The 20481-nt window shown below is 52.8% G+C and carries 13 protein-coding genes; 6 read left to right on the top strand and 7 right to left on the bottom strand.

All coding sequences use genetic code 11. The features are described from left to right. Window positions 1–151 precede the first annotated feature (151 nt). From rfbA to SH668x_RS16010, 3 genes are all read left to right on the top strand, one after another. Window positions 152–1066, top strand: a complete 915-nt coding sequence (gene rfbA / locus SH668x_RS16020; RefSeq protein WP_437186074.1) for a glucose-1-phosphate thymidylyltransferase RfbA — start codon at window positions 152–154, stop codon at window positions 1064–1066. Window positions 1067–1257: 191 nt separating this feature from the next. Further along, window positions 1258–2265, top strand: a complete 1008-nt coding sequence (locus SH668x_RS16015) for an RluA family pseudouridine synthase (protein ID WP_437186073.1) — start codon at window positions 1258–1260, stop codon at window positions 2263–2265. Window positions 2266–2405: 140 nt separating this feature from the next. Further along, the gene (locus SH668x_RS16010) at window positions 2406–3815 is read left to right on the top strand and encodes a tetratricopeptide repeat protein (protein WP_437186072.1); all 1410 of its coding nucleotides are present in this window, start codon (window positions 2406–2408) and stop codon (window positions 3813–3815) included. 104 nt (window positions 3816–3919) lie between these two features. On the opposite strand, the gene SH668x_RS16005 is transcribed toward SH668x_RS16010, so the two are convergent. Next, window positions 3920–4324 carry a transposase gene (locus SH668x_RS16005; protein WP_437185516.1) on the bottom strand — a complete coding sequence of 135 codons (405 nt, stop codon included), beginning with the start codon at window positions 4322–4324 and terminating at the stop codon, window positions 3920–3922. After that, window positions 4324–4719: a transposase gene (locus SH668x_RS16000; RefSeq protein WP_437185515.1), complete on the bottom strand. Its 396-nt coding sequence runs from the start codon at window positions 4717–4719 to the stop codon at window positions 4324–4326. Before SH668x_RS16000 ends, SH668x_RS16005 begins: the two co-directional genes overlap by 1 nt. 103 nt (window positions 4720–4822) lie before the next feature. On the opposite strand from SH668x_RS16000, the gene SH668x_RS15995 reads away from it, so the two are divergent. Then, window positions 4823–6178, top strand: a complete 1356-nt coding sequence (locus SH668x_RS15995) for a pyridoxal phosphate-dependent decarboxylase family protein (RefSeq protein WP_437186071.1) — start codon at window positions 4823–4825, stop codon at window positions 6176–6178. Between the two features lie 139 nt (window positions 6179–6317). Here the strand turns inward: SH668x_RS15995 and SH668x_RS15990 are convergent, their stop codons facing one another. The 4 genes from SH668x_RS15990 to SH668x_RS15975 form a co-directional block, all read right to left on the bottom strand. Further along, window positions 6318–7661, bottom strand: coding sequence for an NAD(P)/FAD-dependent oxidoreductase (locus SH668x_RS15990; RefSeq protein ID WP_437186070.1), 1344 nt, complete (start codon window positions 7659–7661; stop codon window positions 6318–6320). 526 nt (window positions 7662–8187) lie between these two features. Continuing rightward, window positions 8188–10104, bottom strand: coding sequence for a cytochrome b N-terminal domain-containing protein (locus SH668x_RS15985; RefSeq protein WP_437186069.1), 1917 nt, complete (start codon window positions 10102–10104; stop codon window positions 8188–8190). Window positions 10105–10248: 144 nt separating this feature from the next. Then, the gene (locus SH668x_RS15980) at window positions 10249–10824 is read right to left on the bottom strand and encodes a ubiquinol-cytochrome c reductase iron-sulfur subunit (protein WP_437186068.1); all 576 of its coding nucleotides are present in this window, start codon (window positions 10822–10824) and stop codon (window positions 10249–10251) included. Between the two features lie 115 nt (window positions 10825–10939). Further along, window positions 10940–11965 carry a DHH family phosphoesterase gene (locus tag SH668x_RS15975; RefSeq protein WP_437186067.1) on the bottom strand — a complete coding sequence of 342 codons (1026 nt, stop codon included), beginning with the start codon at window positions 11963–11965 and terminating at the stop codon, window positions 10940–10942. A gap of 184 nt (window positions 11966–12149) precedes the next feature. Here SH668x_RS15975 and bioD point away from each other — a divergent pair, with 184 nt between their 5' ends. Both bioD and SH668x_RS15965 read left to right on the top strand, forming a co-directional pair. Continuing rightward, window positions 12150–12839, top strand: a complete 690-nt coding sequence (bioD, locus tag SH668x_RS15970) for a dethiobiotin synthase (protein WP_437186066.1) — start codon at window positions 12150–12152, stop codon at window positions 12837–12839. Between the two features lie 73 nt (window positions 12840–12912). Next, on the top strand, window positions 12913–14364 hold the full coding sequence (locus tag SH668x_RS15965; RefSeq protein ID WP_437186065.1) for a hypothetical protein: 1452 nt from the start codon (window positions 12913–12915) through the stop codon (window positions 14362–14364). A 102-nt stretch (window positions 14365–14466) separates the two neighbouring features. On the opposite strand, the gene SH668x_RS15960 is transcribed toward SH668x_RS15965, so the two are convergent. Then, window positions 14467–20481 (bottom strand): hypothetical protein, encoded by a 6015-nt coding sequence (locus SH668x_RS15960; protein WP_437186064.1) that lies wholly within the window; start codon window positions 20479–20481, stop codon window positions 14467–14469.

Below are 20481 nucleotides of genomic sequence, written 5' to 3'. Positions count from 1 at the left end.
GAGGAAATTTGAGGATTGCGAGAGCCATTCCAATTCCGCACACAACGTGACATTTTCTATCGGATTTCGTAATGCAGGGTCGATATCTGATGGATACTGCACGCAACCCCAAGGGCAGGTGTTGTTTCACCGAACACAGCCGGAGCGCCTGATGGCATCGACGAAGAAGGGAATTATTCTCGCAGGGGGAGCGGGGACCCGTTTGCATCCAATGACAAGCGTGGTCAGCAAGCAGCTTCTTCCGATCTACGACAAGCCGATGGTTTACTATCCGCTGAGCGTACTGATGCTGGCGGGGATTCGCGAAATTCTGATCATCAGCACGCCCGTTGATCTTCCCCTTTTCGAACGACTTCTCGGAGATGGTTCACAGTTGGGCATTTCGCTCAAGTATGCGGTGCAAACGGCACCACGAGGACTAGCTGAGGCGTTTCTGATCGGTGAAGAGTTCATTGGAAAAGAGAACGTCTGCCTCGTTCTGGGGGACAACATCTACTACGGTCACGACCTGCAAAAACTCCTCCAGAGTGCTGCGTCCCGCGAGACAGGTGCCACCGTCTTTGCATATCGCGTCAGCGATCCAGAACGTTACGGGGTGATTTCGTTCGACGAAAATGGAAAGCCGGTCGACATCATCGAAAAGCCCAGGCAGCCGAAATCCCGGTATGCTGTCACCGGGCTGTATTTCTATGACAACGATGTCATTGAGATGGCAAAATCGGTCACTCCATCGCAGCGTGGGGAACTCGAGATCACATCGATCAATCAGGCGTACCTCGAACGAGGCGATCTTTGCGTGGAGTTAATGGGACGCGGGTTTGCCTGGCTGGACACCGGAACCCCATCGGCATTGTTGCAGGCATCCGGTTTTGTCGAAGCAATTGAGAGTCGACAAGGCCAAAAAGTTGCTGTCCCTGAAGAAATTGCATGGCAATTGGGATACATCAACAATGAACAGTTGCGGGCGCTGGCTCAGCCTCTTGGGAAGAGTGCCTACGGAGCGTATCTCCTCGACCTGCTGAATGAAGGTCGAGAACTCCCTCGTCGACTGAAAGAAGGGCGCTAACTTGCGGATTCGCATTCCGTATGGGGAAGCGTTCCCATTCTTTCGGAATCGAATCCTCAGAGCTTGTCGATCGAACCTGACCGGTGGTAAAACTACCCGTTGTCTCGGGGGATGTTCCAGCGAATGGATGCAAAACCATTTGCAGGTTGTGTTTGTTGCATCCGGTTTCTTTATGTTCTGATCACTTTCTTATGTCGGCTCCAGCATTTGAATTTCTCGTCGAAGCCGAACTGAATGGAGTCCGCATCGACTCCTTTCTCATTAAGCATTTGAGAAACTACAACCCCTGGCGGATGCAGAGAATCGTCAGAGCGGGTGGAGCGACAATTAACTACGCTCCAGCGAACGAAACGGACCGGGTCTTCTCCGGGCAACTCGTGAACATTCGATTGTTGGAACCCCCTGACAAGTTGCTGGAACCGACAGACATCCCGATTTCTGTGATTTATGAAGATCCCTGGATGCTGGTCGTGAACAAACCGGCCGGCCTCATCGTTCACCCGGTTGGTGAAACTCAGGTCCACACACTCGCCAACGGACTGCAGCACTATTTCGATCAGCGGACATCTCATCGTGGATTGCTGCGACCGGGGATCGTGCATCGTCTGGATCGCCAAACGAGCGGGGTGATTGTGACGTCGCAGAACCATCATGCTCACGCTGCTTTGGCCGGGGGGTTTGAAGCGTCACGGATGAGTAAAACCTATCTCGCGATCGTCGAGGGAGTCATTGAGAAATCGCGAGGTTCGATTGATTGGCCGATCGGAAGAGCGAGGACAGACCGGCACGTCTTAATGTCCTGTCGGGCAGACGCCATCGATCGCAAACCGGCAAGAACGCATTTTGAAGTCGTCGAGAGATTCGCAAATCACACACTCGTTCTGGCGAAACCTCGGACTGGTCGGAATCATCAGATTCGAGTCCATTTTGCCGCATTGGGACATCCTCTTGTTGGGGATGAGTTTTACGAGAGCAACAATCGATTCAAACCGTTTCGACCAGGAATGACCGAAGACGAAGACAGGGAAATCGAAACCGGTCTCCCGATTCGTCGACACGCCTTGCATGCGAATCAACTTTCTTTCGCACATCCGGTTACTCAGTTGTGGATGGAGTTCACCGCCCCAGTGCCTGACGACTTCGTTCAGACGATTGAGGTGTTACGCTGCGGAAATCTGGTCGGCCGCGTCGATGAATGACACTGAATGTCAGATTTTTTCTGGCCAATCGCCTATTTTGTGCAAACTCATTCAAGTCCCCGTTTAGGCTTGATGATTCGGAGAAAATCAGTTACGAAGAACTTCGATTGTTAATCATTCAGACCCAGAAGGAGTTGGGAATGTTTCGTTTACGTGGCGTGATGCTGCTTGGAATTTGCATTTTTCTAAACGCAAGTTCCGTATTTGCCCAGGCTCCCAGCGAGCTCGATAAACTGAAAGATGCAGCGGACACCGCTTACCGTGATCGCGACTTTCCGAAGGCGATGCAGCTTTGCGATCAGGTACTCGCGAAAGACCCTCAGGACCACGTCGCTTTGTATCTCCGCGGCAGTAGCCGAATTGAGATGGGGATTTTCTCTGGCAAGACAGATCTGATCGTCTCTGGAATTGCTGATTCCCGTGAGGCGATTCGGCATGAAGGCAACGGAAAGCCAGAATACTACCTTCCTTACATCTACGGGATGAGTCATCTTTCCGCCCATGAAGGGAAGCCGGTTCATGCCACAACAGCACGAACTGTCGCCGATTCCATTCTGGACAAAGAGGGTTTGACAGCAGAGCAGCGCGCCAACTTGTACTATCAGCGGGCTCAGGCAGACCTGCAGCTGAAGGATTTTCCAGAAGCTCGGAAAGATCTTCAAGAAGCAATTAAACTCCAGCCTCAACATCTGGCTGCTCATATGCTCCTCGCAGAGTCGGCTGCCGCTGCCAATATGCCTGCTGAAGCAGTGGCAGATTACAACCGGGTAGTTGCCACCTTTTCGACGAACCCGCTCGTGTACAACAACCGCGGGATGTACCTGCAGTCGATTGGAAAGACCAAAGAAGCACTTGCAGATTTCGATCGCGCAATCCAACTCGATCCCAAGTTCGTTCCGACTTACGTGAATCGTGGCTTCGCGCTCCTTGAGTCTGGTGACGCTGCATCTGCAGAAGCGGCACTGACTCAAGCATTGGCAATGGATCCTTCACAGTTGGGGGCAGTGAGTCTGAGAGCAACCGCTCGTCTGGACCAGTTCAAAGCTGCTGAAGCGATCGCTGACTATCGTCAGGTTGTGCAGAAGGCGCCAGAAAACCCAATGGCCTACGCTGACCTGGGATTTGCTCTCTTCTTCACGAAAGATTATTCCGGAGCGTTAGATTCATTCCGGACAGCATTGCGTCTGAATCCGAATTTGCGATTCCTGTTGCAGTGGCAACTGGCCTGTGAAAAACGACTCAATCAGGTCAATGCTGCCAACTACCAGGCCTCGACGACCAAAGCTGCTGATCAACTGGATTGGGTGGATCAGGTTGTTCTGTTCCAGTTGTCAAAGAGCGATACCAAGCAACTGCTCGCTGCGGTGAGCAAGGTCGACAAAAACGCGCAGGCTTCGCAAATGGCTGAGGCATACTACTTCATCGGGGTGGAACTTCAGCGATTGAATCGTGAAGATGATGCCAAGGCCTACTTCAAGCAAGCAACAGTGAACAAGCTTCCGAAACTGTCAGCGTATCGTGGATCGGTTTACGCACTTGGTGCTCCATAACCGACTTTAGTTCGTCGAACTTCCGGTCGACATTTGACGTCACTTCAGACAGGCAGTCCAACACAGGATTGCCTGTCTTCTTTCTTAGAGCCGGCGGACAAAACTTAATCGGCGTTGAGGAATCGCCAGGTGATCAGTGAGTTAGCGATGTCATGAAACGCCTGAAAGATCTCTTCCCGCCTGTCCCAGCGAATCCGGATTCGACGGAACTGCTTGAGCCAGGCGATCGTCCGTTCAACGGGCCAGCGGCTGCCGCCTAGAGAAGAGGCCTGTCGCGTTCCGCGCTTGGGGATGTGCGTTTCAATCCCGGCCACGGCGAGAAGATCACGGGTGGTCTGGCAGTCGTAGCCCTTGTCCGCGATCACGCTACGGGGACGGTCCAGTGGCCGTCCTCGCTTGCCACCAATCTTGGGAAACTTCAGAAACACCAGCGGGAGAAGTTGTCTCAGATCAGGGACATTGGCAGCAGTGAGCGTGTTGGCCAATGGAATCCCGTTGTGAGTGGTCATCAGGTGCGACTTGCTGCCGCAGCGGCCGCGGTCTGTCGGATTCGGGCCGATTTTTGTCCTCCCAGCGGGGACTTAATCAACCCAGCATCGATGAGCACGTCGGCCAGTTCTAGGCGACCAGCGGCGTTGAGCTGCGTGAGGAGGTGGCGATGAATGTCTTGCAGGACTCCCAGATCGATCCATTGGCGAAGCCGCCGGTAGCAGGTCTTGTAAGAACAGCCCAGCTCCAGTGGCAGGTCTTCCCAGGCGATCCCAGTCTTGAGCACAAACAGAACGCAGGTGAAGACGGTGCGGTTCTCCGCAGGAGGTCGGCCCCCTTTGGGAGAGAACTCGTAGGTTGGGAAGAACGATTCGATCTCGTTCCACAAATCATCACTGAGCAATTGGCCAGCCATGTCGGTTCCTCCATGAACAGAAAAACCAGACCTTCCCACAATCCTCAAAACGTGCCAAGATCAGTTTTGTCCGAACGCTCTAAGACACACAATGGTCAAATCAATGTTTCTGACGTCAGCCCATCTCGAACTGTTTCAACGCTGCCAGCAGACATTAGCGCTCGGATTTAGTGATCTTCCGGAGATTCAGCTTCCGGAAGTGACCCGTCGTATGGAGGAAGTGCTTCAGCAAACCGCTGTGAAGTTGCAGGATAACTATCCTTATCAGCATCCTCTCTATCTCGGGCAAATGCTGCGCCCGCCACATCCTGTGGCGCACCTCGCATACATGCTGGCGATGAACCTCAATCCCAATAACCATGCGCACGACGGCGGGCGGGCCACGTCGGCTCTGGAACTCGACGTAGTTAGCCAAATTGCAGCGATGTTTGGATTGTCGACCCACCTCGGGCATCTGACAGGTGGGGGAACGATGGCCAACTTCGAGGCACTTTGGGTAGCACGTGAATTGACCGAAGGAAAAGCGGTCGCTGCCTCGTCACAGGCTCATTACACTCATTCTCGACTCTCGAATGTCCTGCAGGTTCCATTTCATCCTGTGCCAGTCGATTCCCGAGGGCGCATCGATGTTGCCGAGCTCGAGCGGCTCTTGAAAGATGAGGAAATTGGAACTGTGGTCGTTACGCTGGGAACGACAGGATTCGGAGCGGTTGATCCTCTTGATCAAATTCTGCTCCTGAGAGAACGCTATTCTTTTCGAGTGCACGTCGACGCTGCTTACGGTGGTTATTTTCGGTTGGCCTCGCACTTGGATACTGATGTGAAACGGGCATTCGACGCCACATCGGAAGTTGATTCCATCGTCGTTGATCCGCACAAGCATGGGTTACAACCGTACGGCTGCGGGTGTGTTCTCTTTCGAAATCGAAATGTAGCTGCGATTTACCATCACGAATCTCCGTACACGTATTTTACTTCAGATGAACTCCATCTGGGCGAGATCTCATTGGAGTGTTCGCGGGCTGGGGCTGGTGCGGCAGCACTTTGGGCCACGATGCAGCTACTCCCAACGATTCCGGGTGGAGAATTTGCAGGTCAGCTCGATCAATGTTGTCTGGCTGCCAGACAACTCGCAGGTTGGATCGAATCAGAGAGCCACTTTCATCTTGTGACTCAACCGCAGCTGGACATTGTTGTGTGGAACTTTCAGGCTGAAAGTAGCAGCCTTGCCAGTGAGAAAGCTCGGCAGTTCTTCAATCAGGCTGCGAAGAACAACATCCATCTTGCGTTGCTCTCTCTGCCGCGATCGTATTTCTCAGGAGATCACTCCATCGAGACGTGGGATACAGACGAAGTTACCTGCTTGCGCACCTGCCTTATGAAACAGGAACACTTCGAGTGGATGCCACGAATCATTCAAGCATTGGAAAAAACTCTGAATGACGTGCTCTCTCAATAGAGTGTTCAAAACAGGCGACTTCCGCTCCTTCAGCCGTTGTCTGGTTCAAGAAGCGGAATCGTTCTGCAATCGATGTTCATTGTCAGGACAGAGTACTCGCTCAAAATTCAGGGGCACTTCGTGCGACGGTGCCTGCTGACTACTTCGTTTGAGAAATCGTTGCATCACGTTGATGTTGAGCCGATGCAGCACGGAGTTGATCGTCGCCAGTAATCAGTCGGGCTGAACGGTCGTTAGTCAGGAAATTCCAACCCCATTGAATGACAACGAGCACTCGGTTTCGAAATGCTGCGATGTACATCAAGTGGACGACGAGCCACAGGAGCCAGGCGATTACCCCAGAGACTTTGAAGAGTCCAAGATCAGCAACCGCAGACCATTTTCCGATGGTGGCGAGATTTCCTTTGTTCCAGTATTTGAACTCTGGTTCTGGTTTTCCTTTTAATCTCGCTTTGATCAGCTTGCCGACGTACTGACCTTGTTGAATCGCAACGGGGGCCACTCCGGGAAGAGGACGGTCTCCCTGATGGGAGAAGTTGGCAGTATCTCCGATCACGAGAATCTCTGGATGGCCGGGGAGACTCATGTTCGGTTCTACCATTACCCTGCCAGCACGGTCCGTTGGAGTGCCGACTTCTTCTGCGATCTTCTTCCCGATCGAAGAGGCCTGAACTCCAGCAGCCCAGAGAATGGTGCTGGTTTCGATGATTTCTTCTTTTCCATCGAACTGAATTTTGACGTGATCTGCCTGAATGTCGATCACTTTGGTGTTGATCCGTACCTGTACGCCAGCTCGTTCGAGAGATTGTTTCGCACGCTCGGAAAGTTCTGGTGGAAACGGAAGCAGAAGACGATCTGCTCCTTCGAGCAGCAGGATATTGGCCTCGGAAGGGTTGATGTTCCGGAACTCGTGTTTCAGGCTGCGACCAGCAATTTCCCCCAAAGCCCCAGCGAGTTCCACACCTGTCGGACCTCCCCCAACGATCACGAACGTGAGAAGTTTGCGGCGAATGGCAGGGTCTGGCTCAAGTTCAGCGTCCTCGAACGCCATCAGAATCCGAGCACGAATCGATGTTGCGTCTTCCACCGTTTTCAGGCCGGGAGCGAATTCCGCCCATTGATCATTCCCAAAATAGCTGTGACGCGCACCGGCAGCTACGATCAGCGTGTCGTAGCGAATCTCTCCTTCGTCAGTGATGATCACATTGCGATCAGGAGCAATCCCGGTGACGGATGCGAGCAGTGTCTGGCAGTTCTTCTGTCGTGCGAAAATGTGACGAAGAGGAGATGCGATATTCGCCGGGGAGAGAGCACCGCCAGCGACTTGGTAAAGCAGCGGCTGGAATAAGTGGAAGTTCCGCCGATCGATCAGTTTGATGTCGACAGGAGCATTTTTGAGTGATCTCGCTGCATTCAAGCCACCGAAGCCTCCTCCGATGATGACCACCTGGTGTCGTCGTGCGGATTGATGAGTTGTGTTCATTGAATGAGTCTGCTCGTTGCGGAGTTTCGATGAAGTGGCACTGTGCGAATTGTTACTGTGATTGCTCAAATAAACGACATTTGGGACCGAGACAGAATGGACATCCGTAGTCATTCATCCGCAGAACCGCCTGTCAGTTCACAGGAATGGAAGTGGAACGAGGTTGATGGAATCCACTTTCTATTCCTGGCATTCAGGACACTCGTTGACTTGGCCTGTTCGCGACCCAGGGGCATTCCGGAGTTCATTTCTCAATTGCTGGAAAGAATCTTGAATTTGATCGTCACTGATCACTTCGTTGCCGCCATTCTGACTTTGGCCAGCTTGATGAAGCCTAGATGATCTTTTGACGAATGCAAAACTGAATTTCCAGAAGAGCGTCGCTGTTTCAGGATTTAAAACATCAACAAGTAGATGGGCGAAGTCTCTAAAGAAATGTGGTTGAGTTCAAATAAAAAAGCATCGGAGCCAAAACACTTAAGTTGGCTCCGATGCTGGAGAAGTTTCAGTTGCTGAAGGTAAGCCGTCAGTGGGCGGCCGCTGGTTCTGCCGGGATGTAGTAGTTCTGCGAGAGCCAGCGGGCCAGCAGATCCAGTTCACGTGGCTGCATCTGAGACTCGAACGCAGGCATCGCGTTATTTCCATCTGATCCAGCATAATGGCCTTGTGGATTGCTGATGAACGCCTTCAGCCAGCCCGTGCTTGCATAGCCGGTCAATGTCGGAAACAAATCTTCCGAGAGAGCCGTTTCAGCAAGTTGAGCTTTCCCGTCGACGATGGCCAATGGGCGCATGCTATGGCAATCCGCACAGGCATCAATCGTTCCGTTGGTGAGTGTGCCGCTAGTGAAAATCTCCTGTCCACGAACCACTTTTTCGTGATCTGGATCAAGAGCATCCGGTCGTTGACTCTGTGCGTAGACGAACTCGGTGATTGCTTCGAGGTCAGCGGCGTTTTCTGGAAGCGCCAGAGTCGGACCATTCGAGACGGACCAATCGTTCATGCTGCCACCCAGAATTGCTTTGGCATTCTCTGCGAGATCACCCTGAGTGTTTTCAAGGCGTGAGAAATGCACGGCAAAGTCTGTGAGGACTGATTTTGTCCATTCCCGGGAACCGAAGAACATCTCGCTCCGATGGTGAGGATCCGCGAGTGCTGGTGCAACAGGTTTCTCTGCGAACTCCCAGCCTTCTTGGGGCTGATGGCAGGAGATGCAATAAGTTTCGAAAAGTCGTGGCCCCTGTGTCAGAGGATCGTCGTTTAATAGGGAGGCTGCTCCCTGAGGCGGAATTCCAGTGGGAGACTTCGCAAGTTCCACGACGCGGGCAGCATCACGATGCGCGTTGGCCACTGCTGATCGGAAGTCTTTTCCGTCCTGTGAAGGAGAATACCAGTCTTCGTACGACGCCAGAGCAGTCAAGACGCCAGCGATTCCCAACACTGTCCACATGTAAGCGACGTTAAAGCGATGTCCCCAGCGGAAGTAGGCGATGATCGGCATCAGGAAGATCACTGTCATCGCGATGCCCGGAACGACGATCGCTCCGAACGCTTCACCCAGGTGGGTAGCTTCTCCCATCTGGCTGACCCATGGAAACTTCAGGAATTTGAACAGGAACAGGTAATACCATTCCGGACGAGCGGCATTGTAGGCCTCTGCTGGGTTCGCAGGGGCGGTCAGTTCTGCTCCATTCCAATACCACGTCGCAGCGAGAATGGCGATCAGCACAGCCATGCAGGCCACGGCATCTTTCAGAATCTGATCGGGCCAGAACATCCCATCCTGGACGGTCGGTCGTTTGATGGCATGAATCCCATGGCGACGAAACACGTAGATGTGAAGTCCCAAAAATCCAATGAGCATTGCTGGCAGGATTCCAGCGTGCAAAGCGAAAAATCGAGTGAGCGTCAGATTTCCGTATTGCGTTCCTCCCTGCATCAATGTCTGAATGGAAGGTCCGACAATCGGAGCGGAACCCATGATTTCAGTGGCGACTTGTGTCGCGTAATACCCCTTTTGATCCCACGGAAGCAGATAGCCTGTCAGACCAAGGAATAGAATGATCTGCATCAGGACGAGCCCGAGCCAGAAGTTCACTTCACGTGGGGCCCGATATGCTCCGTCAATGACGATCTGCATCATGTGCAGGATCAACAGAATGATCATTGCCTGTGCTGTGAAGTGATGAATCCCGCGAATGATCCACCCAAACATCATGTAGTGTTGAATGTAAAACACGCTTTCCCAGGCAGTGGTCGCGCTGGGGCTGTAAGACATCCACAGACATGTTCCGGTGATGACCTGAATCATAAACGTGAAGACGAGCGTACTTCCCCAGACGTAGCGCCATCGTGCGCCACCAGGGATTGGCTCGAACAATGCTTCCTTCATGAGGTGTCGAATGCCCGTGCGGTCGTCCAGCCAGTTGAGCAATCTTTGCATGATTCCGGTCCTGATGTTGATTCAAAGGTCGAGCATTCGACTTATGCTCAGCGGGGCAGGAATTCCCTGCCAAAGAGAGAAGCAATCGCTGTGTCGTTCGGGCTTGCCGTCTGGCGACGAGGCTTCACAGGCGAAACACAACGACTAAACCGGAATCTTCGCTTCGCGACCAGCCCGGAAGTTCTGAAACTTGACCCACAACTCGTCGTTGTTACGAATTTCGCACTCGAGGTGATCGAGATCACGCGGCGGAATCTGATTGCTGCGTTGCCCATCGATACTGAAAGAGCTCGCGTGACATGGGCAAAGAAAGTCCTCTTTGTCCGGACGATAAGTCACAGTGCAGCCTAAATGTGTGCATCGTGCATTAAAACAGGTGAGCTTGCCGTTTTCGTCTTTGCGAACGTAGACCGCTCCCAGTGACGTCGATGGATAGGTTGTCCACGCATCCTGTTTGATGCCGGAGACCTGAAAAAAAGATGGTTCGCCTTCATTTCTGAGGCTGTTGACCGAGCCAATTTTCAGAAAGCCGTCATCGCCCTCCGCAGCTTTGGCTTTCCCTCTCAGAAGCGGAGTGAGAAAATACCCGATCGCTGTGAACGCCGGCACAATAGCTGTGAAGGCGCCAACAACGACGGCAGCTGCCTCAACAATAAATTTACGTCGCACAACTTCTGCAGGAACTTCTGACGATTCCTGAACTGGAGGCGCATCAGACATCTTAAGCCCTTCGTAGTTGGAGCTGAGGGTCTTCCATGACGGAGTGACTCAGCGACTCGGAATCTGTGTGACGGTGCTTTCGGGGGGATTTTATTCGATGTTCGTCAATGACTCGCTACGGGCACTCATTCGCAGTGGAATTCTGAGTGGCCTGCAGCTGATCTAACTGTTGGTTGAACGAGTGAAGAAGCGTTTCCTGAGCAGAAGCAATCGGTCCCGGGAGCATGACACCGGCAGCCTGTTTGTGTCCTCCTCCTCCGAACAGCTCTGCAACAGCGGCAACACTGACGGAGGAGCGACTTCGAAGGCTTCCTTTGACTCTGCCGTCGGGTTGTTCCACAAGGATAAAGGCCGCTTCGACTCCTTCAATTGTCAGGCAGGTATTGACGAGTTCTTCAGTATCGGTGGGGACAGCGCCGGTATCGACGAAATCCTGTCGGTAAACAAAGGTGTGTGCAACGCGGGAGTGGCAGGCCAAGGTGACTCGACCCAATACAAGGGAGTGTAATCTCAGGCGGGCGAGCGAAGATCGCTCATATAATTCACGGAATAATATGTGTGGTTTGGCTCCGGCGTCAATCAAAGAGGCTGCTGTTCTTAAAGTTCTCGCTTCAACATTTGAAAAACGGAACCAACCGGTGTCAGTGGCAATCGCAGCGAACAACGCAAACGCCTGTTGCTCCTGAATCGGGGCCTTCGAAGCCTGAATGAATTCGGTGACGAGAACACCTGCTGCTGAAGCGGTGGTGTCTTTAAAAACGACGGCTCCCAGATCATCAGAACTGAGGTGATGATCGATCACGACCTTCTTCGCGGGGGATTTTCGAATGACTTCTCCCACTTCCTGCAACTGCTGCCAGGCGCTTGTGTCGACAACGATGTGCACATCTGTGTCACATGCCGACTCAACAGTAATGGGGCCGCCAATTTTCTGAGTAATTCCTTCGGGGTCCAGAAATTTCAGATGATTTGGAGTTGCGGAAGGGTTAATGACACGTACCTGCTTCCCCAAGGCACGAAGGTGAGCAACAAGCCCCATCTCCGAACCGATCGCGTCTGCGTCTGGACGAACGTGGCTGGTAATCACAAACCGCTCGTGAGCGTTAACAATGTCAATGAGCGGCTGCCAGTCGATCGGCATGAGGGTTACCTTTGGGGTTCACGAACGTATGAGATGAATTGGTATCGGATCCGGCGAATGTCTATAGTGGAAAATGTAACTCGCTCGTTGCCGAGTTTCCAATGGCCTCCCTGAATTTCAGCGACATCAGGGAGTTAGAATGATTCTTACGGTATTGATTGTATTCAAGGTTATAACGTTCAGAATGCAAGAGTTGTTTATAACAGGGATTGATACCGGGGTCGGCAAGACACATGTGACCGCGTTACTCGCCAGAAAGTTGCAGCAGGATGGGCACCGGGTCGGGGTTTATAAGCCTGCTTGTTCTGGGGCAAGTCTCGACGGGAAAAGCTGGTCCGATCTGGAAATTCTCGCCAATGCAACGGGGAATCAGTACCCATTGGATTGGATTTGCCCTCAGAGGTTTCTCGCTCCCTTGGCTCCGCCCGCTGCGGCTGAGCTGGAAGGAAAGAAAGTCGACTCAGGCTTACTACGATCCGGGGTCGACGTTTGGAAGGGGAATGTCGATTGGCTTCTCGTTGAGGGAATTGGCGGTTGGCTTTGCCCGATTGGCGAACAACAAACTATTGCTGACCTCGCGGTGGATCTGGGATTTCCGGTTCTGGTTGTGGCAGCCGATCGTCTGGGGATGATCAATCATACGTTGCTGACTTTGGAATCCATCCGAAATTCTGGATTGCCAGTCACCGCGGCGGTTGTCAATCGGGTTTCTGCATTAGATGATGGAACAGGATCGTCCAATGTGAGCCTGCTTCAGAGCTTAACATCCGTCTCGATTCTGGGACCACTTCCATTTATCAGCGGGCCAGATGCAATGAACGAGGCGGAGTCACGCGAAATTCTGGAGAGCATCGTGAATGGTCTGAGTTCTTAATTCGTCGAGGTCGTTTGGATTTAAACTGGTCTTCTGTTTCTGTTGTTTCAGTTGGACTGCAAGGGGTGTAACGATGGCCGAACGGGATTCCTCTTCTGAGCAGGATTGGTTGAATCAGCGCCAGCCAGCAGATCCACCTGAAGAACGCGGGGAAATTCCACTCGGTGATGATGGGAATGCCGCTGACTCCAGCGACAGTGCACAGCAGGAGAATGTGCAACCAGCGGACGTCGATATTGAAGCTGAGTACGTTGAGAGCGAAGAGATTGCATCGATTCCTCCTCCGCGGTTCAATGAATCCGATGGATCGACACTGATCTTCTCTTTTCCCCTTGAACGACCTCCTGAGACGAATCTTCAATTCGGTGAAGGTAAAGAAGCTGAGAGCACAACTCCCGTAGAAACCTTCTTCCAGGAATCGACTGGCGAGAACGCCCATTTTGAAGAACGAGAGCAGGCCGGCGTCGACCCATCCACGCGGGAGGAGACTGAGACTCCTGAAGATGGTGAGTCATTTTCGTTCGAACCAGCACGGATTCGCCAGAATGCACATACGGAAGCGAGTCCTGTCGATTTTCTGAATGGCCCCCCTCCAAAACCGCAGGAGCCCCGTAGGAGTCTCTCAACGGCCTCTCCGTTTGAAGTGAGTTCGCCAGAGAAAGTCGCTGGAAGCGCCGCGACGGTCGCAGGTGCATTCGCCGGGATGGATCAACCGACGTCTCGCCCAAATCAGGCAGCCACTGGCCAGCCATCGCCCGAGCAGGTTGCACCGACATCCTCACCCTCTCATCTGAAGTGGGTACTTCTCGTGAGCTACGCCAGTGCGGTGACCTTGGCACTGCTGGCATCAATATTTCTGTTGGGCGGACGGTCTCATCAGTTGGAAAGCCTCCCTGACATCCCCAACCAGAAGCCGGATGAACTCACCTACGTTCCAGCGCATATCAAGCTACCCGACGGCCACACGCTTCATTTGGGTGAGTCTCGGCGTTTTGGAAACATTCTCGTCGAGCCTCTCGAGATCGAGCAGTCACGAGCAGAGTTTGTTCATTATTCTGGAGACACGTTTCGCAAACGGGAGCCAACACAACCGCTCTGGAAGCTCAAGCTGAGATTGACGAACCTGTCGCCCGAGCAAGGGATTGCCCCGTTCGATCGGGAATTGATCTTACGATGGGTGACGAATTCAAAATTCAAGCACGATCTATCCAACAACTATATCGCTGAAGCGGGAACAAAGATTCGGGACGCCCAGGAACTGCCACTTTATCGTCTTCCGGTTTCGAGTGACTGGGACATGGTCGGTCAGGAGTTGGGTAAAGTTCTCTCACCGGGAGCCTCCTATGAGACCTACCTGACCTCTTCAGATGAAGGGCTGGATCAATTACCGGAAAACCTTGTCTGGCGGTTTCAGTTTCGGAAGGGGTATTCAAAGAATGGAAACGGCGTAACAACGATCGCCGAGGTCGCGTTCAAGAAGAGCGATGTCAAACAACATTCTGAAGCGAGTGTTGTTCGTCGGTGATTCCATCGACTTTAAGAATTGGAATCTGTACGGAATTTCTTGGTCGCAACCAAGTCCGCTGCTTCCCTGATCGAAACGCTCGCCGATCTCAATGTAACCGGTTTAGCCCGCTTTTGATTGCGTTTCCAGAACACGTCCGTTCATCATCGCAAAGATTCTCACTCCTACCTCTACCAAAAAGGCGGTTGTGAAAATGAGAAATCCAATGATGCTGGGAGTCAGAAAGGTCCACCATAGGGCTCCAAGCAGCATGATGCTCCACTGGGGACGGAGTGCAAACGCCTCTCTGGTTCGTTGTAGCCAAGTCGAATAGAGCACGACGATGCAGACTGCGACCAGTACCAATAGCTCTCTCCAGAGACTACCCCATGGAAGAGGAACAACCAGCTCTGAACTGATTTCACCGAAATCGCTTTTGGGAATGGACTTGAACCAGTCCACTTTGATGATCTGATCAGGATCAACGAGAAACTCCGTGAAGGGAATTCCTGAAGCGGCCGGAGTGATCTCGAGGCTTTCTGTTCCTCGAAGAAACGCGAGGTCTTCTTCTAGTTTCATCCACGTCTTGGAATTGCGTTCATAGAGTTCAAGCTCTTCCTTGGTCGGACTGACTCCCGACGACATGATGGAGTTTGCCATACTTGAACTGAAGCGAATCTGCTGAAGTAGCAAGCTATCTTGATCAAGTGGACCGCTGACATCGCTCATGCATTGCAGCAACGCAGACCAGCGTTCCAGCCAGACCGACAGCTTTTGCATCGGACGTAAGCCCACGGGGTTGAGTTTCCAGAAATCCGACTGAGCAATTGCGATCATGTGGGATTCCGCGAGATCTCCTCGAATCTGAATCGGTGCTTCAGCCCCTTGGGAGGCAAGCTGATACCAGGAAATGTTCAAAGTGATCAGGTTTTCCAATGGGAGATTAATCAGGATGCCTGCCTGACTGATTTCCCAGGCCGGCGGTGACATCCCATCACAGGTGATCGCAGTGACGTGAAGGTACTTGTCCAGCGGGATTAAAAACTGCTCACTTTTATTTGTCGCCAGCCAGACCCGTGTTGTTCCTGCCATGAGCCCTTTTTCGAGCGGCCAAATGACCGACTCGATCAGCCGCACGACCGGTCTGCCCGTGAGGTCAACGGTCGATCGTCCAATCAGATTCAACTCTTTGCGAACAAGCTGATAACTGACCAGTTCCTGATTCTGGACGGCGTGCAACCATTCGTGGGGGATCCATGTTGGCAGATCAGTAGATTCAATCCGGACGCTTTCCGACTGGACCGGAATGAAGGACGATCCTTTGGTTAGCAGGACAATCTGAGATTGCTTCTGTGCGGACGTAATCTCCACCATCGGGAAGAGTACCGGGGGCGATGCAGAACTTTGATGAGTCAGGAGTTTCTGGATGATGTCCCCCTTCAGCTTGGCGGCGATTGAGACAGTCGCAGAGCTGGAGAAACGGTCCGGGATTTTGACCGTGATGGTCGTCCCATTGGCGTCCGACGTCGACGTATGAGTGAACAGCGAAGGGCGAACACGGATGTCCGAGAGATCAGTGGGGAGTCGAAAGACTGCTTTCTTCAAACTTGCTTCGACTGCGGTCAGATGAAAAGTGCTGATCAGATCGGCTTCTTCTTCCGACTGGATTTTCAGAAGCAGTATCCCCTCGGCCCGCGTCGCTCGAGAGGGCATGGTGACACGAACCCGTTCTGGTCGAGGGCCCGATCCGGATTGATATGTGCCGATCGCACGCGGGAGTTCAATCGCCCCCTCGGCATCCTCTCTTTGGATTCGATTGGCCAGTGGGACTCCCGCTTGGGTTTCCAGATCGATATTCCAACCCGTGTTATCGGAAATCGAGAGTAGCGATTCTGTGAATGTCGTATCAATTCCCGTGATGGAGGGGATTTGACTCCAGGCGTCGACAGTCAGTGGGACCTTTCCATGAATCTGAAACATCCGCTCGCCAAGTTGTCCGCCCGACACAAAAACCGAGAGAACATCACCCACTCTGGAAAATCGTACAGGCCCGTCGATCCCATCCTGGCCGGAGATGACAGCATCGATTTTCACTCCAGAAGGAATTCGAAATTGATGACGGAACGTCGGAATCTGTGCCACATTCAAGCGGATGCTGGCGGACCACGAAATGTATTCCCCTTCGATAGTCATTTGCTCGGATAACGCAGCAGTTCGAACCGGAACTAATTTGTTCCATTTCAACTGAAACGTCTGAGGGGAGTTCAAGAGGACTGCGACATAGGGGCGGGTCTTCTGTGAATCTTGCTGAATTGGCCATTCATCGGGATTGAGGATGCTCACTCCCGTGCTCGGCACAACGCTCAACTGGCTAGTTGGTGGCCCTGTGATTCCAATGGAATGTGGAACAGTTCGACCTTCCCAAAGAGGAAATGCGGGGACTGAGAGATCAATGTCGTTCTGCTGGCTCCCCTTCAGGTCATAGTTGATCGTGACTGCGGTTGGAGCGACATCGGGTTTCAGGCGGAGTGTGAGGTCTGTGGAATCCGGCGAAGAGGCAGCGTCGACAGTGTCAATCAGATTGGTTCCTGTGACGGAAGTAATGACACAGTTCGGCGGAAAACTGAGCGGAAGTAAAGCGGGCCATCCATCCGGTCCGGGAAGAATTCGGGTCTGTCCTTTGAATCGAAGCGGAGTCACGTCGAGAAGGGTGACAGCACTTCCTCCCGAAAGCTCAATCCGCTTTGGTTGGTCGGGGTCAATCTTGAGATTCTGAACTCCTCCCAGCTGGATGATCAATCCCCCTTTTCCATCCGGGACAGCCTCGCCAAGACGTTTGAACGGACGCGCGGATTCCGTATCAGGAATCGATAGCACCGAGTCGTGAATTGCAGGAATCTGAGCGTGGAACGACTGGACCAAGCGCTCTCCCATCATCGCATTCATGGGAGTGACGGGTGCGTCTGAATAGGTCGGTCGAATTGAGAATTCCAGTTCGATTTCGCTTTTGCCCCAGCCATCGGGGAGTCCTTCTCCCTCCATCTTCGCTTGACTTGGATCGACGCGAACGATGATCGAATCTCCGCTAACCGAGGGAATCAGACTCTGCTTCTCACCGTTGACCAGGCACTCCGCCGAGGGGGAAAAGACAACACTCCGCAGCGGCAATCGCACAGAGACTTCTTTTTTTGCATTCGGCGTGAACACAACAAATGTTGTTCGGAATCGGGGAATCGGGTTGGACTGCTCTAACTTGTAGTGAGCTGAAGCAATCAGATACTCTGGTAAAACGGAGGCGGCAGCGGTCGATTCTTCAGTAGCAAAAGACGGAACGAGCACTTCTGGCAATTCAGGAACCGGCTGGGCGAACGCCGATTGGGAACTGAAAAGAATCGCACAAATTGTTGCCACATCGCGTTTGCGAACCGTCCGCGTACTGCTTTCTGCGAGAAAATCGGGCTTCTGCATCCATCTCCGTGGAATCAACAGGGACAAGAGTGAGCCGGAGATCATTCCGCCGAGAATGAGCGCCCACGGAGGAGAGGCAACGGAAACAGCCGCAAACAGGATGATGATCCAGAACGCCGAAATGCGACGAATCCAGACGATCTGGAACAGCCTCGTCGCTGCGCCAATCAGCATACAAGCCATCATTGCGACCCACGCGTAACCACGCACGTTGTTTGCATTCCATGCTGTGAATTCTACGGAGTCACCTACAGTCGGAGCGGTCAGGTGGATCGATCGGCGGAGGGACTCGATGTCATCGGCGTGATGGAGTTTGTCAATCACCTGAGTCCATTCACTTCTGGAGAATGGATTAAACACCTTGTCGTTGTCATCGCGATTCAATGGCCCGAAGAACTGATTTTCATTTGAAGGGGCGTTTTTCAGACTACTCAACACACCGGGGACGGCGACATTCTCGATTTGCTGTTCTGCGGGGAAGTTGATTTTCCAGTTAAACGCAGTCACTGGGAGCGAGAGTCGAGGCACTGGAATGGAGTTGATCTGATTCGGCCACTTTTCGATCGGCTCGGTGACATAGGTGATTCCCAGTTTCCCCACGGTCGTGATTTCTGAGGGGAGCGGTACTTCGTCTCCCACCCGGAATACGGTGATCGACCGACCATCGACAGAAATCGCCGAGAGCCGGCAATTTTCAGGTAATCGAAGTTTCAGGTCCGCTGCATTGGAGGGTGGATCAACATCGATTGTGACCTGATGCATGCAACCATGACGGACTGTCGGACCAACGTTCGTCAGCATTTCCATCGAGACCACGCTCGCGATTCCGGAACTCAACGCAGCTGCTGTGGTGTCATCAGATGACGATTCTGTTCGAGGACTCTGATCGATCAAGCGACCGGTGATTCCACTTTCTGAAGCAGGGTTCTTGGAAACAAGATTAATGAGCGTTCTGCCCCCCCGATTGACGTGATTGGACTTCAGGGTCGTACAGGTGATCGAATTGGCCGTCGTAATCCTGTCAGTCACTTCTCGTAACCGCAGAATCGGCGAAGCAATCGGGGTGTTTTCGATAACACGCCACCCTTCGCTTTCGATGATCTGTAATTCTGAACTGACCGGAGTCAGAATCTGGAACAGAACTGAGACCTCGCTCGTCGAGAGTACTTGTGGAATCTGTAGGCGAGTTGGCGTCTGCAATTTCCATGGAGAGACCTTCGCAAAGAGCCTGAGTTGTCGATGAGAGGTCGATGTCATGGGGTTTTGCCAATTGACGATCAACGTTTTCTGTTCGACCTTCCAAGACGCGATGCGAGATTCAGAGTCGCCTGCTGCCACGGAGACCAGCTTCCAGTCATCCGGAAGCTGAATTGCAGATTCAAAACGGCTTCCGTTTTCGACATGCATCGTGATCGAGGCTGCCGTCCACGCACTCAATCGACGAGCATCCATCAGACAGGTGATGTCTGCGACGACGGGAGACTGTGGGAAATCGATAGTGACCTTCAATGCGGAAGACGGGTCGCTGACTTCGTATCGCCAAACTTCCCCTGTCGCTTCTTCGCTCGTCAGACTGGTTTGAAGCAAGCCCTGCGACTCGCTGAATTGCAGTTGCAATGGCGGTTCAATGCGAATCACAACAGACTTTCGCGTCGCGAAAGCGGAGGAGATACTCACTGCTTCCAGCGCATGAGGCTGTCCCCACGCAACTGACTGAAAGGCGCGAAGCCGCAGGATGAACCGGGGTTCCAGCCGATCAACATTCAACGGGACAAGCAGCTGATCCGGTTGCGATGGGTCTCGTTTAAAGCTCAGGGTCGTCCCGATCTGAGAAGCCCCGCTGAAGAGGGTGACTGACTGCACATCCAGCTCGGCAGGGACATTCAGCAGAAATGGATGCGTTGAACTGATTGGACCTTCGATGGCGAAGTCTGCTTTGATAAACATCCCGTCGCGACGGGCTCGAAATTCCGTTTCGAGTTCGTAGCGGGCAGGAACACTCCCTTTAGAAAATGTTCCCGGAGTCGCGGTGAGTGTCGTCGCAGGTTTATTTCCAAGTTCGAGGGTCCATTCCACCTTTCCTTGCTCGTCCTGTGATCCCTTCTTCAAGACTCCATGACTGGCAGTGAGAACGATATCCGATGCGGATCGAATCGTGACTCGGCTATTGAGCGCTGGAGGGAACACCAGATCAAAAACGGATTGCTGATTGATTAGAGTGCCCGCGGCACTCCAGTTTCCAGTGAGGGTGTCTTGATCGCGATCTGTGTAAATCAGCATTCGATTGGCGGGAGACGTGCCCGCGAGAAGAGGCTGCTGGGACCACTTGAGGTTGGCGACCGCGATTCTGATGTCGGTCCAGTCCAGCGTGCCAATTCCCGCTTCCTTGCGAACGACATCCAGCGTAAAAGCGCCGCTTGTCAGGTCCTGTCCATTCAGCTCTGCGGAATATTCAGCGAGGTCAACTGCAACGACGTCTTGTTTGTGGACTCCAGTCGAGTCTGCTGGCTCTAAAGTCGTTGCGGTTTTTGTGGGAGTGGAAAGAGTCGTTGGCTGCACTGCGTCTTGCGCGTAGCTAGAAGCCGGCAAGAGTGCCAATAGGAGCAGCAGCCAAAAGCAAATACGCCTCTTTGCCGGGAGATACGAATAAAGTGTTCGATTGTTGTTCAT

It is taken from the genome of Planctomicrobium mucosum, from assembly GCF_051466335.1.
Taxonomy (GTDB): Bacteria; Planctomycetota; Planctomycetia; order Planctomycetales; family Planctomycetaceae; genus Planctomicrobium.
This window is presented reverse-complemented; position numbering and strand designations above follow the sequence as displayed.

Coding starts and splice junctions, on each gene's coding strand:
- rfbA (WP_437186074.1), top strand. CDS start 152: ATGGCATCGACGAAGAAGGGAATTATTCTCGCAGGGGGAGCGGGGACC.
- SH668x_RS16000 (WP_437185515.1), bottom strand. CDS start 4,719: ATGGCTGGCCAATTGCTCAGTGATGATTTGTGGAACGAGATCGAATCG.
- SH668x_RS15960 (WP_437186064.1), bottom strand. CDS start 20,481: ATGAACAACAATCGAACACTTTATTCGTATCTCCCGGCAAAGAGGCGT.
- SH668x_RS16005 (WP_437185516.1), bottom strand. CDS start 4,324: ATGACCACTCACAACGGGATTCCATTGGCCAACACGCTCACTGCTGCC.
- SH668x_RS15985 (WP_437186069.1), bottom strand. CDS start 10,104: ATGCAAAGATTGCTCAACTGGCTGGACGACCGCACGGGCATTCGACAC.
- SH668x_RS15965 (WP_437186065.1), top strand. CDS start 12,913: ATGGCCGAACGGGATTCCTCTTCTGAGCAGGATTGGTTGAATCAGCGC.
- SH668x_RS15990 (WP_437186070.1), bottom strand. CDS start 7,661: ATGAACACAACTCATCAATCCGCACGACGACACCAGGTGGTCATCATC.
- SH668x_RS15975 (WP_437186067.1), bottom strand. CDS start 11,965: ATGCCGATCGACTGGCAGCCGCTCATTGACATTGTTAACGCTCACGAG.
- SH668x_RS15980 (WP_437186068.1), bottom strand. CDS start 10,824: ATGTCTGATGCGCCTCCAGTTCAGGAATCGTCAGAAGTTCCTGCAGAA.
- SH668x_RS15995 (WP_437186071.1), top strand. CDS start 4,823: ATGTTTCTGACGTCAGCCCATCTCGAACTGTTTCAACGCTGCCAGCAG.
- bioD (WP_437186066.1), top strand. CDS start 12,150: ATGCAAGAGTTGTTTATAACAGGGATTGATACCGGGGTCGGCAAGACA.
- SH668x_RS16015 (WP_437186073.1), top strand. CDS start 1,258: ATGTCGGCTCCAGCATTTGAATTTCTCGTCGAAGCCGAACTGAATGGA.
- SH668x_RS16010 (WP_437186072.1), top strand. CDS start 2,406: ATGTTTCGTTTACGTGGCGTGATGCTGCTTGGAATTTGCATTTTTCTA.